Source organism: Treponema primitia ZAS-2, from assembly GCF_000214375.1.
GTDB classification, from domain to species: domain Bacteria; phylum Spirochaetota; class Spirochaetia; order Treponematales; family Breznakiellaceae; genus Termitinema; species Termitinema primitia.
Map to the genome: position 1 here is coordinate 292,092 of NC_015578.1, position 14,688 is coordinate 306,779.

A 14,688-nucleotide genomic window follows, 5' to 3' on the forward strand; every position below is an offset into this window, starting at 1 on the left:
TTAAACATGGCAAGAAACACGATGTATATAAGAATCCTAAAACAGGCATAACAGATCGAGTTCCCCGACCTCCGGATATAAATGAAATCTTGGCAAAGCATATCATCAAAAATCTGTCATAGCTTGATGTCATAAAAGCCGATATCAGGGCAAAGCAGGTTACTTTTTAATTCGGCCCGGCACCCTAGACCGTAGAAAAGAACTTCCTTAACCGCACCGCCTGAGCAAATTACCCCAGGATTACCTGGAGCACTGGGCATTGAAAATCCCTGAAAACCTGCGTAAACTATTACAAGATGTTGTAACGGTCCTATTAGGCCCTGCAAGGAGATTTGACCTTGGGTATTCATTGTAATTAATATGAGTAAAACAAATATCCCTATAACCAAAACGATTCGGCATATTTACAATTCCCGTTTGGCGGTGGTCCTGGAAAGTGTCGTCATCGGCTTTGCGGTGGGGTTCGTGGTGGTGCTGTTCCGACGGCTGTTGACTGGCGCAGATGCCCTGCGGCGCTGGATGTACGCAACGCTTCTGCCCGGCAAGCCCTGGTACTGGATGGCCGGCCTGGTTTTTGCCCTAGCCCTGATAGGCCTCTTTCTGGGCTGGGCCGCAAAGGTACGGCCCATGATCCGGGGCAGTGGTATACCCCAGGTGAAGGGCGCCCTGCACCGGCAGTTGAGCCTGAACTGGGCGCCAGAATTGCCCCTTAAACTGATCACCGGGGTGCTCGGCCTGGGAGCGGGGCTCTCCCTGGGACGGGAAGGGCCTTCCATACAGATTGGCGCCTATGTAGGGATGGGGATACTCACCCTGCTTCGCCGGCCCTATGGGGAACGGAAATTCCTCGTCACCGCCGCATCCGCTGCGGGAATAGCGGCGGCTTTTAACGCCCCCCTGGCAGGGGTGCTCTTTGTGCTGGAAGAATTGCAGGCCTCCTTTTCGCCCCTACTTTTGGCCTGCGCCATGGGGGCTGCCATGGCCGCAGATACTGTGGCGGGGTATTTTTTCGGTATGGGCCCGGTTTTCGATTTCCGACAAATCAGGATACTGCCTATTCATTCCTTTCTTTGGGTGGCGCTTCTGGGGGTAATCTGCGCTTTGCTGGGTGAATTTTTTAAGCGGACCCTCTACGGTTCTCTGGATCTCTATGAGCGCCTCAAAATACCCCAGCTTTTCCGGCCTATTATCCCTCTGCTGGTCTCGATCCCCCTGGGGTTTTTTCTCTTTGATGTCTCAGGCGGCGGTCATGGCCTGATAGAATCCCTGTCCGAACCAGGCCGTTCAATAGAATTGTTGGCAGTATTACTGCTGGGTAAAATACTCTTTACCGTATTTTCTTTCGGTTCGGGGACTTCGGGTGGTATCTTTCTGCCCATCCTGGCCTGCGGCGCCCTTACCGGGCGTATTCTGGGAGACTTGCTTTTCGCCGCAGGGTTCATTAGCGAAACCCAGATCCTCAACCTGATGATCTTGGGTATGGCCGCCTTTTTTACTGCGGTGGTTAAGGCCCCGGTTACAGGGATTGTGCTGATCCTGGAAATGAGCGGTAATTTTAGCCACATGACCACCCTGGTCCTGGTTAGTCTTACTTCCCTGGTTACCACGGACCTGCTCGCCTCCCGACCAGTGTACGGCGTGCTCCTGGATCGGATACTGCGGAACAAAAAGGCCAAAGAAGCGACCGATACCGGTATCGGTACTTCCATTGCCGCTTCCACGGATACTTCCGCCGGTGCACCGGGTGACAAGCTTGGATGAGTTCCGGGGCTTCCTGGTTCATACCTGGGCGGACCTGCGCCGGGATCGGCTCTTCCTTACGGGCCGTCTGGAGGACGGGCGCTCTTTTGCGGCGGCTCAGAATTGGCGGCCCGGTTTTCACATTTACGAACATGACTGCGCCCGGTGCGCAGTATTACTGTCATCTATAAAACATGAAGTGCAGCCATCACCTCTTGAATCTTTTTCAGGGAGAGAAAAACTGTGCCACCTCTGTTTTTTCCGGTATGGAGACAGGATCGCTGCGGCGAGGATTTTGGAGCAGGCGGGCATCCCCAGCCCCGACATGGACGCCCGGCCCCCGGACCTTTTCCTGGCGGAGAAGTACATCCGGGGTTTCCTGCGGATCCGTGGCGCCTTCCGCCCGGGCCGGCTGGTGGATATGGTCTTCCCTGATGCGGAACTGCTGCCCCCGGATGAGCGCCCCATCCGGGTGGTTCTTCAAATCGCATCAATAGATATCGAAACTGATACCAAAGACCAGTCTATCCGCGCGGTGGCCATTGCCCAAACTGATTCTGATTTTCAAAATACCGCCGGCCTGGTACGGGTGCTCTTTCCCCCGGGCGGAGAAAAAGGGGCTGTCACACAAAACGGTACACATTATGGTACACATAGTGATACACTCGCGGAGCCTACAGCCGGTCAACCGGGCAGGCTTATTTTTCACCACGATGAAGCGACCCTGCTCAGGGCCTTTGTGGCGGATATACAGGGCATGGACCCGGATGTGCTCACGGGGTGGAACTTTTTGGACTTCGATTTTCCCCGGCTGGCGGAACGCTGCGAGCATCATGGGATACCCTTTGCCATAGGGCGTTCTGCGCGGGGAACTTCGTTGCAAGTGGCGGGAACTTCAAACCAGGAGGGGGCAAAGTTTTTCTCCGGGGAAGGGAGGCGATCCGCCGCAGCGTTAGTGCCGGGCCGGCAGGTGATAGACGCGCTCAGAATAGTCCGCTCCGGCCCCCGGCGTTTTCCCGACTATACCCTGGAAACAGTTTCCCAGGCCGTGCTGGGGGAGGGCAAAATCGTGACCGCTTCGGGGAAGGACAAGATCGCCGAGCTGGACCGGCTCTACGCGGATGATCCTGAAACCTTCGGAAAATATTGTTTCAAGGACGCCGCCCTAGTCCCGGGCATACTCGCTAAAACCGGGCTTTTCCGGCTGACCCGGGAGCGGGCCGCCCTGACCGGGGTCTCCTTGGACAAGGCCTGGACCAGCGTGGTGAGTTTTGAGCGTATCTACGGCATGGAACTCCGCCGCCGCTTCATCGCCCCGCCGCCCCCACCCCCGCCGGAACACCAGGTGTCAGGCGCTGTTGGCGGCACGGTGTTGGAACCCATGCCGGGACTCTTCAACAATGTTGCGGTCTTTGATTTCAGAAGCCTTTACCCCACCATCATGCGCACCTTTAATGTGGACCCCCTGGCCCATGAGCGATCCGCCCTGAAAGAGAGCCCGGCGGATTCCGCGCCATCATCGCCGCCCATACGGGCCCCCAACGGGGCGGAGTTTTCCCGGCAGCCGGGAATATTGCCGGAACTTATCGCAGAATATTTCGCTGCCCGCCGTAAGGCCCTGGATGCGGGAGATGAGAACGCAGCTTTTGTGTATAAGATACTGATGAACAGTTTTTACGGCGTCTTGGGAACTTCAGCCTGCCGCTACGGGCGCACCGAGCTTGCGGGGTCCATCACCACCTTTGCCCGGAAATGGCTGCTCCTGTCCCAGGACTGGTTTACCGAAAAGGGCTACCAGGTCCTCTATGGGGATACGGATTCGCTTTTTGTGGAAACCGGCCTGGGGGATGGGGCTTCGTATACGAACTTTGCGGAAACCTGCGGCGCCCTGGCAACGGAATTGAACAGTTTTCTTACTGAGCAGATAGAATCTGAATACCAGGTAGAATCATTTTTGGAACTGCGTTTTGAAAAAGCCTACCGCCGTTTCCTGATACCGCCTCTGCGGGGGTTTCATGACGAGGGCGCCGCCCGGGGCCGGGCCAAGGGTTACGCCGGCTATCTCCTGGACAGCGGCGGCGGGGTGTCGGTGGAAGTGAAGGGCATGGAGGCTGTGCGCAGCGATGCTACTCCCCTGGCCCGGCGGGTGCAGATGGAGCTCCTGGAACTGGTGTTTTCCGGGAAAGATGAAACTGCCTTCCGGGAACGGGTCTTTGGAATACTGCGGGAGCTTGGGTCTGGAAATTTGGACGGAGAACTGGTGTACCGGAAGCGGCTTTCCCGGCCCCCGGAAACCTATACATCCTCTACGCCCCCCCAGGTTAAAGCCGCCCGGGCCCTGGGATGGAAGGGCCGCCGGGGCACGGTAGAATTTGTCTGGACCACAGATGGCCCGGAACCGGCGTCCATGCCCCACGCCCCCTACGATTACGACCACTACACTGATTCCCAGGTGCTGCCGGTGGTTCTCTCTATTGCCGCCGCCGCAGGGTGGGATACGGAACAGTTTCCCCGGAAGGGCAGGGGCCGCCAAGCCTGGGTTGACCTGGCTGGAGGACAGCTGGAGTTTGAATTTTAATCAACAACCTCGCCCTAAAGGGCGAGGTATGTTGTTCTCATAAGGTATTTGTATTCGGGGTTTAATACCCCTTTAAACGCCCTAAAGGGCGGGGTATTAAACCCCTCAACACGAATAAAACTGTTTACATGAGGGGTGCGAAGATACGGAGCACGTCCCGGATAAAGGTACTGACCGGACCCCGGACGCAGTCTTGCAGGCTGATCAGTTTTGAAATAGGAACTGTGTTGAGGAAATCTTCTTTTACCTTTGCTACAGCGCTGCTTTTGTAGATCCAGACACCGCACTCAAAGTGCAGGTAGAGGCTGCGAAAATCCAGGTTAGTGGTGCCCACGGTTGCTACCTTATCATCGGAAACAAAGGTCTTGGAATGGTTGAACCCCTCGGTGTACTCGTAGACCTTTACCCCGGCCATGATCAGCTGGCGGTAATAGGACCGGGAGACCATACGGACAAACCACTTGTCCCAGCGATGGGGGGTGATGATCCGCACATCCACTCCACTTTTCGCCGCCAGGGTCAGTGCGGAAAGGAGATTGTCGTCCACCACCAGATAGGGTGTGTTGATGTAAACGTACTCCTTGGCATTGTTGATGATCTGTATGTAAACGTGTTCACCCACATTTTCTGTGTCAATAGGGCTGTCCGCATAGGGCTGTACATAGCCGTCGGAACTTACCGGGCAGGGATCGTTCCGCCAAGGATAGAAATCCCCGCAGTTATCCTGAACTTTTTGTCCTGAATTCCACATCTGTAAAAAGATTAAGGTCAGGCTCCAGGCCGCTTCCCCTTCAATCATAATCGCTGCATCTTTCCAGTGGCCATACTTAGGGTAGATGTTGATGTACTCGTCCGCCAAATTCATGCCCCCGGTAAAGGCGACCTTGCCGTCTATGGAAATGATCTTCCGGTGATCCCGGTTGTTTTGCAGGGAAGAAAAGATGGGCTTAAAGTGGTTAAAGATGGTACACTGGATTCCCCGCCGTTCAAGCTGGTGTTGGAAATCCGAGGGCAGGGACATGAAGCAGCCTAAGTCATCGTACATGAGCCGCACATCAAGCCCTTCCCGGGCTTTCCGTTCCAGAATATCCAGAATGGGGTCCAGCATTTGCCCTTGCCGGAGTATGAAAAATTCCAGGAAGATATAGCGCTCCGCCTTTTCAAGTTCTTCCAGGGCTTTTTTGAAAAAAGTTTCTCCCGAGGGAAAGTATTCGGTCTGGGTGTGTACATAGATGGGGAACCCGGCGTATTCCTGGAGGTACCGCGCCTGGGGCAGACAGGTTTCGTAGTTTTCCATGAGGAAGGGCAGGGAATCCCCGGGGAGCAAAAAGAGGGGCTGGCAGCGAAGATCACTTTCAGCAAAATAACGCCTGAGCTTGCGGGGGTTGGACTGGAAATAAAAGAGTATGTACAGCAATCCTCCGAAGATGGGGAAAAGCATAATGGTGAATATCCAGGTTAGTTTATAGGCGGATTTTTCTTTTTTATTGACAATATAAATACAGACCACCACACTCACCGCGTTCAGGGCCCAGCCGGTATAGCGGGAACTCAGGCTGGTAGCGTCGATGAGGTACAGGAGGAACCCTATTTGTATAAACAGGATAGAAATAACAAAGACCCTTTGCCGGAATAAAACCCGTACCCACTTTTTTTGCTTCACCTTTTATAATACTCCACTGTTAAGTATACTACACAACGTTTTCGCAAGCCAGTCCTCACTGATAATAACTGATCCGGTAATCCGCCACAGCGGAAAAACCTGCCTTCTGATAGGCCGCCCGGGCGGGGACGTTTTCTTTTTTTACAAACAGGGTAATGCCCCTGCCCTGGGCGATAAGCTCCCCGGCAAACCGGGTAGTCATGCAGCCGGCTATACCCCGGCCCCGGTATTCGGGAAGCACATAGACCCCGCCTATCTGGGTCCGGGAAAAAGCTGCGGCATTGGTGTTTATTTTTCCCACCACCCGCCCGTCCATGCAGGCGATGAGCGCCTGCTCATTGGACAAAATACGACTCAGGGTGAGGCGACAGAGAGCCGCGTTGAATTCGGCCCCCTTGGGAAGAACCTCTTCCTGCTCATAGCCGGCTTGGAGGGGAAAGAGGGCATCCATATCGGTAAATTCCGGCCGGCGTAATATAAGTCCCGGGGGAAACTCGCCGGACCCGCTTTGGGCAGGCGCCTTGTCCAGGGCCATAAGATCGTAGGTCCGGCGATCTTTTGCCTGATAGCCCAAATTTTCCATGGCATTTTCCAGAATCGCCGCATCCTTAAGCAGGCCCTGGACCGCATGGATGGGAATCCTGCCCAGGAAATTTTTCATAAAATGGGGGAGGGGTATATCCCCGGTTTTCCCAAAGACCGGAAGCAGGGCCCGGCCGTAGTGGAGGAGCAGGGCCGATACGGTTCCTTCCTGATCGGTTAAATGCCACACATGATCCTTGGCGGACTGCCTGTTCAGGAATTTTGCGCAGGCGGTTACACAGTAATACTCGTAATCTTTGAGGAAGGTTTCGGTACGATCCGCCTCCGCCCGGCCGGCTCTCCGCCAGCGGCGTTTTACCAGGGCCTTCACGCTTCAGCTCCCTGGCCTGCCGTCCCCGGGAAGTGCCTGCAGGGGAAGCTGCCCCTGGGCGGGGATACGGCCCAGCATGGATGAGAAGCCCGCCACAAAGGATTCCGGGGCATAACTGTAAACCGCCAGGGCCCCGTCCACCCAGGAAACCTGGTCAAGGTAGACTGGGCTCAAGACGGAAAAAACGATCACCCGTTTACCCAGGTTCCGCAAACTGCGCAGAACCCCCAGCCCCTCGGCATCGGAGAGGCAGAAAATAACGGTGTCCGCCCGGCGGGCATAGCTCAGCATTTCTTCTATCGCCCCAGGTTCGGATGTGTACCAGTAAGCGGAAGCCCCGGGATAGGCGGCTCTTCCGGCGCTGAAAAAATCCAAATATTGGCCTGCCAGAAAAACTTTTCCCGCCCTTTCCGTGGTCAAGGGAAAAACGTTTTTTACATCTTCTTTTCCTTTAAGAATAGTAACGCTGCGGGCCGCCAGGTCCAGGAAGAAGCGGCTCCCCTCGGGGTCCGGCAGCCCCGCCTCTACCTTTGCCAGATTCGGCACATAGGGTACCGCAGTTTCCCCCCGCAGATGTTCCAGCTTTACCGCAACAATCCTGCGGGCCGCGTCCTGTACCCGTTCCCGGAAAGCCGGCTCCTGCCTCATGGAGGCCAGCAGACTGGTCCAGACAGGATCCCAAAGGCTGGGGGTTTTGGAAAGCATGACAATATCGTTACCTGAAAGCAGGGCCTGTTTCGCCGCCTGGGAAAGGCTTCCCGCCCAGGCAGTAGCCCCGTTCATCATAAGGTCGTCGGTGATGACGAGCCCCCGGAACCCGATACGCCCCCGGAGTATGTCCTGCAAAAACCAGGATGACAGGGAAGCCGGCGCGGACCCCGCTTGGGTATTGGGAAAGGATAAGTGCCCGCTCATGATCGCAGGAATGTTTTCCCTGGCTAAGATACGGTAGGGGATAAGCTCCCGGTCCCAGAGCACATCAAAGTCCGCATTGATCCGGGGCAGTACCCCATGAGAATCCAGGTCCGTGTCCCCGTGGCCCGGGTAATGCTTTGCCGTGGCAATAACCCCCGCGGTCTGCTGGCCCTTCATGAAAGCCGCTCCCAAAAGCCCCGCCCGCACCGGATCGTTCCCAAAGGACCGGGGCCCGATAACCGTGGAGGCCCGGTTAGTGTAAATATCCACCGTAGGCGCAAAGTTCATGTTGATCCCCAGGAGCGCCAGCTCCCGCCCAATATAGTACCCCGAAAGGTAAGCGTCCCGGGGATACCCCGAAGCGCCGATGGCCATATTCCCGGGAGTCTCGCTGGTGGCGCCCTTCACATGCCGAATCCAGCCCCCCTCCTGATCCGTGGCTACCAGTAGGGGAATCTTAAGCTTCCCCGCCAGGGCCGTCTGCTGGAGGGTTCCCACGGTTTCCGCCAGGCGCAGGGTATCCCCGGTATTCCACCCGAAGATCTTCACCCCCCCGATATGCCGGTCCCGAATCCAGTCCATGATTAAAGGCGAAGGTTCCGCCCCCACCCAGCCCAGCATGAAGGTCTGGGCCAGGGCTTCCTCGTCGGACATGGCCGCCACCAGGGCCGCCGCCAGCTCGTCTGTATCCCCGGGATCGGTGAAGCTCTGGGCAAAAAGGCTCCTGGAAACGGAAAGGCATACCAGAAGCAGAAAGGATGATAAAATCCGCAGTTGCATAGTCATAGAGATTAGTTAATTATATAATAGTAAATTAGTCAATTGAAAGGGAAGGATCCGGTTTAAGGGGCAGCGGGATGACTGATATATATCCAGAGAACCGGACAGAAAAACAGAATCGGCGGATTTACGAATCACTCTATCATCAGCTGATAGACTAATGTAGTATACTCGTATTATGGCAAACCGAAAGAACCTCCCCAAGACCGCCCTCCCCCGGATCTACTTTATCGATAAAGAAATCGCCTCCGGCAAGTACCCCAACACCAAAGCCCTGGCCAAACTCTACGAAACCGGAACCGCCACCATCAGCCGGGACATCGAGTTCATGCGGGACCGGCTGGGCGCCCCTATCGAGTACGACTATTTTCACAAAGGCTATTACTACACCGAAAAAACCTTCCGCCTCCCCGCAGCCTTTACCTCCGCCGACGACATGCTGGCCCTGGGCATGGCAAAGACCCTGCTTTCCCTGTACCAAAATACCCCGATCTACGAAGCCGCCCGCCAGTTGGTGGACGCCATCACCGCTCCCCTGGAGGACCCCGGCAAGACCCGCTGGTACGAGGACCGCATCGTGGTCCCCCCGATCCCCTCGGTACAGTTTTCGCCGGAACTCTGGCAAACCATCACCGAAGCCCTGGGGGAAAACCGCATCCTCAATTTCGAGTACCGGAGCTCCTGGTATACCGCCTTTGAAACCCGCCGGGTCCGCCCCTACCAACTGCTCTTTGATAACGGTTCATGGTATCTCTACGGCTATGCGGAAGAACGCCGGGGTATGCGGATGTTCTCCCTCCCCCGGATACGAAAGATAAGCCTGTCGGACAAAACCTTTACCCTTCCCACAGGATATGATTTCCGCACTAAAACTGAGGGCAGTTATTTTGGCGCCTATTCAAATGAACGGAAACAGCGTTACTGCATTAATTTTTACGGCGAGGCGGCCCTGCGTATCCAGGAACGGCAATGGGCGGCGGATCAGCGTATTGACGAAATCCCCAGCCGTGGCAAAGGCCGGAATAGAAAAGCCCCGCCTGAGGGGGTTACCCTTAGTTTCACCAGCGCCCAGTACGGCAAGGTCCTGGAACTGGTCCTGGCATCGGGCCGGGACGCCCTGCCCCTGGAACCGCCGGAACTGGTGGAGGACTGGCTAGCCAATGTGGGGGATATGGCGAGGAGGGCGAGGATCATACGGCGGTAGTGATAAAGGGCGCTGATTGGGTTTAGGGATATGGCGTAAGTATAAAAATGTGTTATACTATAATACATAGAGGGTTACATGGAACAGGCAGTACAGGACCAGCTCAATGATATCAAAAACGTAATTGTGTCTACCATTCCGGTGGAACAGATTTACCTCTTTGGGTCCTATGCTTATGGAACACCCCGTGCCGATTCGGACCTGGATTTATATGTGATAATGAAGGATGACGCCCCCTATGATGCATTGGATGCGGAACTCATGATTTCCAGCGCTGTACACAGGCACAAATCAATTTCCGCCGATATACTGGTCCTCAAAAAATCCCGGTTTCAATACCGGCTTGGTGCGCTTACCCTTGAACATGAGGTAGCGGAAAAAGGGATCATTATTTATGGATAAAATGGACAATACGGAATATGCCCGGGAATGGCTCTATTTTGCAGAAATGGATCTAAGCAGCGCAGAGTTCCTTTTGGAAAAACACCCTGTACCCATGGAAATAATTTGTTATCATTGCCAACAGTCCGCAGAAAAATGCTTAAAAGGGTTTTTGGTTATAAATGGGGTTATGCCGCCAAAGAACCATGATCTAAAAGAGCTGTATAATCTTTGTGAACCCTTCAACTCTAACATCGGTGCAATTATGGCTCAGTGCGATGCTTTGGATCCATATGGCGTTCAACCAAGATACCCAAGAGAAATAGCGATAACTGAACAAAAAATGAATGCCGCAATACAAAATGCAAAGGCCATCTTTTCCTTCATGCAGCCATTAATTCAAAGTAAGTAGGCGCCTGAGAATCACCACAGGATATTCTTTTGAGCGGGAAAAATATTTCACTCTATCTGTATATGATAGAGTGAAGTGGTATAATGGCGCATATGTCCCGCTATAATATTCTAAACGCCGATCGCTACCTTCTGGAAATCAGCAGCGATGAAAGTAAAATAATTTAAAAAAATAGTTCAGTCTACCACTCTATGATAGACTGAATCAGGGGACGATATTACTCACAGCTTCGTACGACAGTTTATATTGATGACACTAATGGCGGTAGTAATATTGTCTATTTTGATGTTGATTATCTGGTAAAAATACCACAGCCATCAATCGTTGATGCTTTATTAACGGTAAAATCAAGGTCCTATGGTGGATTTGAGTATGTTTGCGTTGAAATGGTACCAGTGCAATAATTATAAATTAATATTGGTTCACCATTTTTATTTTTTGAAAATTTATGAGGAAATCAAGGATTGCACCTATAGAATATATCATGTATACTAAAACAACGTAAAGAATGAAGTCAAATAATTTGCAGGAGTACTATAATGTATACACGCCGTTTTTGGGTAGACACCGAAACCACCGGACTTGATTCGCGGAAACATTTTGCGTTTCAAATTTCATATCTCATTGAAGAAAATAACCGGCTGCTCCTTGAGCGCACCCTGGAAATGCGCCCGGATAATTATAAACAGTTTGAGTTCGACTCGGAGGCCGAAGATGTCCATGGGTATTCAAAGGAAAAGATTTTGTCCCTCCCTTCTGAATCAGAACAGTTCGGCGTACTTCTTGAAGACCTGCAACAATATGGGGAAAATCGGCTTACCATAACCGGGTATAACGTGTCCTTTGATATTTATTTTCTACGAGCCCTTTTTGCGCGGGAAACTGCGTTGCAAGATACTCGGAACGAATCGTCGAAACAGAAAGCAAAGAAATTTTATGATTACTTTGATTACATGCACTGTGACGTCATGCAGTTGGTCCAGGCCTATCGGGTCGCCGGGAAACTTGATTTGCCCAGTATTGAACTGGAGAAGGTATGCAGGCATTTCGGTATCAGCACTGAAGGCGCCCACAACAGTATGGCAGATATTGTGAATACCAAGGCGGTTTTTGACCGGCTGGTTGACAGGTAGGGTGAGGGGTGATGGGTGATGGGATAGGGTAAATAGGAGGAACGGTATGAAGATTGTAAGTTGGAATTGTGGTAGTACTTTTGGGAAAGGATTAACTCCAGGTAAAGGCATTGAAATTCAAAATATTTCTTCAGATGCTGCCATCCTTGTCATTCAGGAAATAAACGAGGATGAATGTAAAAACATTCATGGGTTTGAGAATTTCAAATGGTATGGAGATCATTATAATGACGAGCCGGGTGGAATCGCAGTTTTTGTCCAAAAAGGGTATGAAATAAATTTTATTCCAAAGTCAGAATTTGGAATAAAATTTAGATATGTAATTCCCTTTTCTGTAAAAGGAGAAAAAGAATTTACATTGGTAGCTGTATGGGCAAAAGGAAAACCTTATTATTATACAGAATCAATCCTTTTGGCATTGTACGAATATCAAATAAATCATCCTGCAATAATAATTGGAGATTTTAATACAGGTAGTCAAAAAAATAAAGATTCTTACTATGAATATCTTGAGAAAGGATTAAATAATAAGCAATTTTATAATTGTGATAAAGCCGATGATCCATCATATACATTTTTTAGAGGAGAAAGATCGTATATTGACGATTATTGCTTTGCTTCTGAAAAGATATCATTGTCGGCTGAATTAATTGTTGTTGACACAGATAAATTTGAAAATCAATCTGATCATCGTCCAATTATTGTAGATTTCAATTTTTAATAAAAAACAGTTTCTTGTCAAGAGGACCGGCGCCCCCAATCCTCTTGTCTTTTTTTATCAATTCCAGACAATAACGCAAAAACCATTCTCACTCTATCGTTGTATGATAGATTAACCATTCTATACTTGCCGCAGTTTTGAATATTTTAACCGTATCCGTACATTATAGGGTTATAAAAGGGCTGGGTTGAATGATGTCCGATATCTGGGATTTTTTGTCTAAGAATCTGTTTGGTAACCGCAGAAAATTCTTTATGGCGGTAGTGACAGTGGGGATGATGCTCCTCATCCCCCTTCCTGCGCCGCTTCTGGACGCCCTCATGGCCATAAACCTGGTTTTAGCCTTGCTCATACTCCTGGTCGCCATCAATAAAAGAGCGTCTGTTTTTTTTAGCATATTTCCCTTGATACTTCTGGCATTAACCGTGTTTAACCTTGCGCTGAATGTTTTCTCTAGCAAACTCATACTGACCCAAGGTTCGGGGTTTAATGGCCACATGATCCGGATCTTTTCTTTCTTTATGGTCGGTTCCGGGGATACCGAAGGTCTCGTGTTAGGGCTTGTTATTTTTGTCGTGATAATCACGGTCCAGGCAGTAGTTATCATCAAATGCACTACCCATATTGCCGAAGCCGCTACCGGATTTGCCTTAGATGCTCTTCCGGAGAAACAGGTAGCCATAAAGGCGGGGTACAGCTCCCGGAGAATTACTGAGGAAGAATCTATTGCCCTAGAGAACGAGCTCCAACAGGAGCTTAACTTTTACAGGGCGATGGGCGGTTCCAGCAGGTTCATATCCGGAAATGTTAAGGTGGGAATCCTACTCATTGCGGCGAATATCTTGGGAGGGATCATCATCGGCACGGTGATCCATGGGGAGCCCATCTCCCAGGCAACCGGTCTCTACATCCCCTTCGCTATTGGAAGTGGCCTCCTTTCCTTGTTTCCAGCGCTGTTGGTTTCTACTGCCACTGGTATTGCTGTAATCCAGTCGGTTTCCAGCGGCGCTTTTAGGGAGGATGTTTCCGCTCGTTCTTCACCCGCCGCCCAGTTGATCATCCTGGCGATTCGGTTTGCTGAAAAACAGGCAAAGGATTTTTCTGTGCCAGCCAAGTCTGTAGAGGCAAAGAGTCCCAAACGCGCAGCAGAAGAAATGCCTCCTATAATTCCACTAGATCCCTTGTCCCTGGAACTTGGCTATAGCCTCATCCCTCTGGTGGATCGGGAAAAGGGTGCGGAACTCCTGGAACGGATTAGCCGGATTCGCCGGGAAATCGGGTTGGAGCTGGGGCTGGTTTTTTCAGGAATGCGAGTCATCGACAATATTCGGCTGAAATCCTCCGAATACTGTTTCAAGATTCAGGGAATGGACGTAGGCCGGGGTAAACTACGGTTGGGACATTGTCTCTGTATTAACCCCGGGGGGGGAAAGGACGAGCTAGGCGGGGAAAAGACCTTGGACCCAAGCTTCGGTCTTCCGGCGCTCTGGGTAAGCGAAGACAAACGGGATGAGGCGGAACGTCTGGGGTACACCGTTGTTGATCCCCCTTCGATTATCGCCACCCATTTGACGGAGATTATCAAGCGTCATGCTCCGGAGATTCTGGATCGTCAGAAAACCCAGTCAATCCTGGATGCCCTTGAGAAAGATTACCCCGCAGTGGTGGTGGAGGCCCAGAAGATTCTTACCCTGGGAGAAATTCAGAAGGTCCTCCAGGCTTTGCTCCGGGAACAGGTTTCTATCCGCAATATGGTAGTTATTCTGGAGGCGCTGGCAGATTACGGACAGACAGCTAAGACTGCCAAAAATATGCCGTTCCTCATTGAAAATGTCCGGCAGGCCCTTGGTCGACAGATATGTTTGCAATATGCCTCCGACGATCGGATTCTTCGGGTACTCACCCTAAGCCAAAGCCTGGAACAGAATATCCTGGACAGCTCTTTGGAAACCTTTTCGGGGATCGTGTCCGCCATGGACTCGCCCGCCAGAGCTGCCTGGATCATGGCTCTTTCACGGTCAATAAAAGCCGTACAAGATCAGGCCTGGCATCCGGTGATCCTCTGTTCCGAGGCGGCCCGGTTCCTGGTTAAGTCTTCAACGGAACGGGAAATTCCGGAACTGGCAGTACTTTCGGTACCGGAGATGGTTTCTGATATCATCGTGAAAGCGGTGGGGGAAGTAAAAATTGAAGAGAAGAAGCGGCGAAAAAATCATGAAACTTAAACTAAATGTTGCTACATATTATA

The 14,688-nt window shown here is 51.8% G+C and carries 11 protein-coding genes; 8 read left to right on the forward strand and 3 right to left on the reverse strand.

Going from position 1 to position 14,688, the window contains the following annotated elements; translation table 11 throughout:
• Positions 1 to 360 precede the first annotated feature (360 nt).
• The gene (locus tag TREPR_RS01280; protein WP_015706464.1) at positions 361 to 1,761 is read left to right on the forward strand and encodes a ClC family H(+)/Cl(-) exchange transporter; all 1,401 of its coding nucleotides are present in this window, start codon (positions 361 to 363) and stop codon (positions 1,759 to 1,761) included.
• Entirely contained in the window at positions 1,745 to 4,318 is a 2,574-nt protein-coding gene (locus tag TREPR_RS01285; protein WP_245534764.1) for a DNA polymerase domain-containing protein, read from the forward strand. Before TREPR_RS01280 ends, TREPR_RS01285 begins: the two co-directional genes overlap by 17 nt.
• Before the next feature lie 124 nt (positions 4,319 to 4,442).
• Here the strand turns inward: TREPR_RS01285 and cls are convergent, their stop codons facing one another.
• From cls to TREPR_RS01300, 3 genes are read right to left on the reverse strand one after another with little or no spacing between them, the layout of a single operon-like run.
• Positions 4,443 to 5,981, reverse strand: a complete 1,539-nt coding sequence (cls, locus tag TREPR_RS01290; protein WP_015706466.1) for a cardiolipin synthase — start codon at positions 5,979 to 5,981, stop codon at positions 4,443 to 4,445.
• A gap of 55 nt (positions 5,982 to 6,036) precedes the next feature.
• Positions 6,037 to 6,894, reverse strand: a complete 858-nt coding sequence (locus TREPR_RS01295) for a GNAT family N-acetyltransferase (protein ID WP_015706467.1) — start codon at positions 6,892 to 6,894, stop codon at positions 6,037 to 6,039.
• A gap of 3 nt (positions 6,895 to 6,897) precedes the next feature.
• Entirely contained in the window at positions 6,898 to 8,595 is a 1,698-nt protein-coding gene (locus TREPR_RS01300; RefSeq protein WP_245534765.1) for a glycoside hydrolase family 3 protein, read from the reverse strand.
• 172 nt (positions 8,596 to 8,767) lie between these two features.
• Between TREPR_RS01300 and TREPR_RS01305 the strand changes: the two genes are divergently transcribed.
• The 6 genes from TREPR_RS01305 (at position 8,768) to TREPR_RS01330 (ending at position 14,665) form a co-directional block, all read left to right on the forward strand.
• Positions 8,768 to 9,793 (forward strand): helix-turn-helix transcriptional regulator, encoded by a 1,026-nt coding sequence (locus TREPR_RS01305; RefSeq protein WP_015706470.1) that lies wholly within the window; start codon positions 8,768 to 8,770, stop codon positions 9,791 to 9,793.
• A gap of 78 nt (positions 9,794 to 9,871) precedes the next feature.
• Positions 9,872 to 10,195: a nucleotidyltransferase domain-containing protein gene (locus tag TREPR_RS01310; RefSeq protein WP_015706471.1), complete on the forward strand. Its 324-nt coding sequence runs from the start codon at positions 9,872 to 9,874 to the stop codon at positions 10,193 to 10,195.
• Positions 10,188 to 10,586, forward strand: coding sequence for a HEPN domain-containing protein (locus TREPR_RS01315; RefSeq protein WP_015706472.1), 399 nt, complete (start codon positions 10,188 to 10,190; stop codon positions 10,584 to 10,586). The genes TREPR_RS01310 and TREPR_RS01315 overlap by 8 nt, the downstream gene beginning before the upstream one ends.
• A gap of 539 nt (positions 10,587 to 11,125) precedes the next feature.
• Positions 11,126 to 11,719 carry a 3'-5' exonuclease gene (locus tag TREPR_RS01320; RefSeq protein ID WP_015706473.1) on the forward strand — a complete coding sequence of 198 codons (594 nt, stop codon included), beginning with the start codon at positions 11,126 to 11,128 and terminating at the stop codon, positions 11,717 to 11,719.
• Positions 11,720 to 11,765: 46 nt separating this feature from the next.
• Complete coding sequence (locus TREPR_RS01325; RefSeq protein WP_015706474.1) at positions 11,766 to 12,440, forward strand: endonuclease/exonuclease/phosphatase family protein; 675 nt, start codon at positions 11,766 to 11,768, stop codon at positions 12,438 to 12,440.
• 194 nt (positions 12,441 to 12,634) lie between these two features.
• The gene (locus tag TREPR_RS01330) at positions 12,635 to 14,665 is read left to right on the forward strand and encodes a flagellar biosynthesis protein FlhA (protein ID WP_041610967.1); all 2,031 of its coding nucleotides are present in this window, start codon (positions 12,635 to 12,637) and stop codon (positions 14,663 to 14,665) included.
• The last annotated feature ends 23 nt before the right edge of the window (positions 14,666 to 14,688 follow it).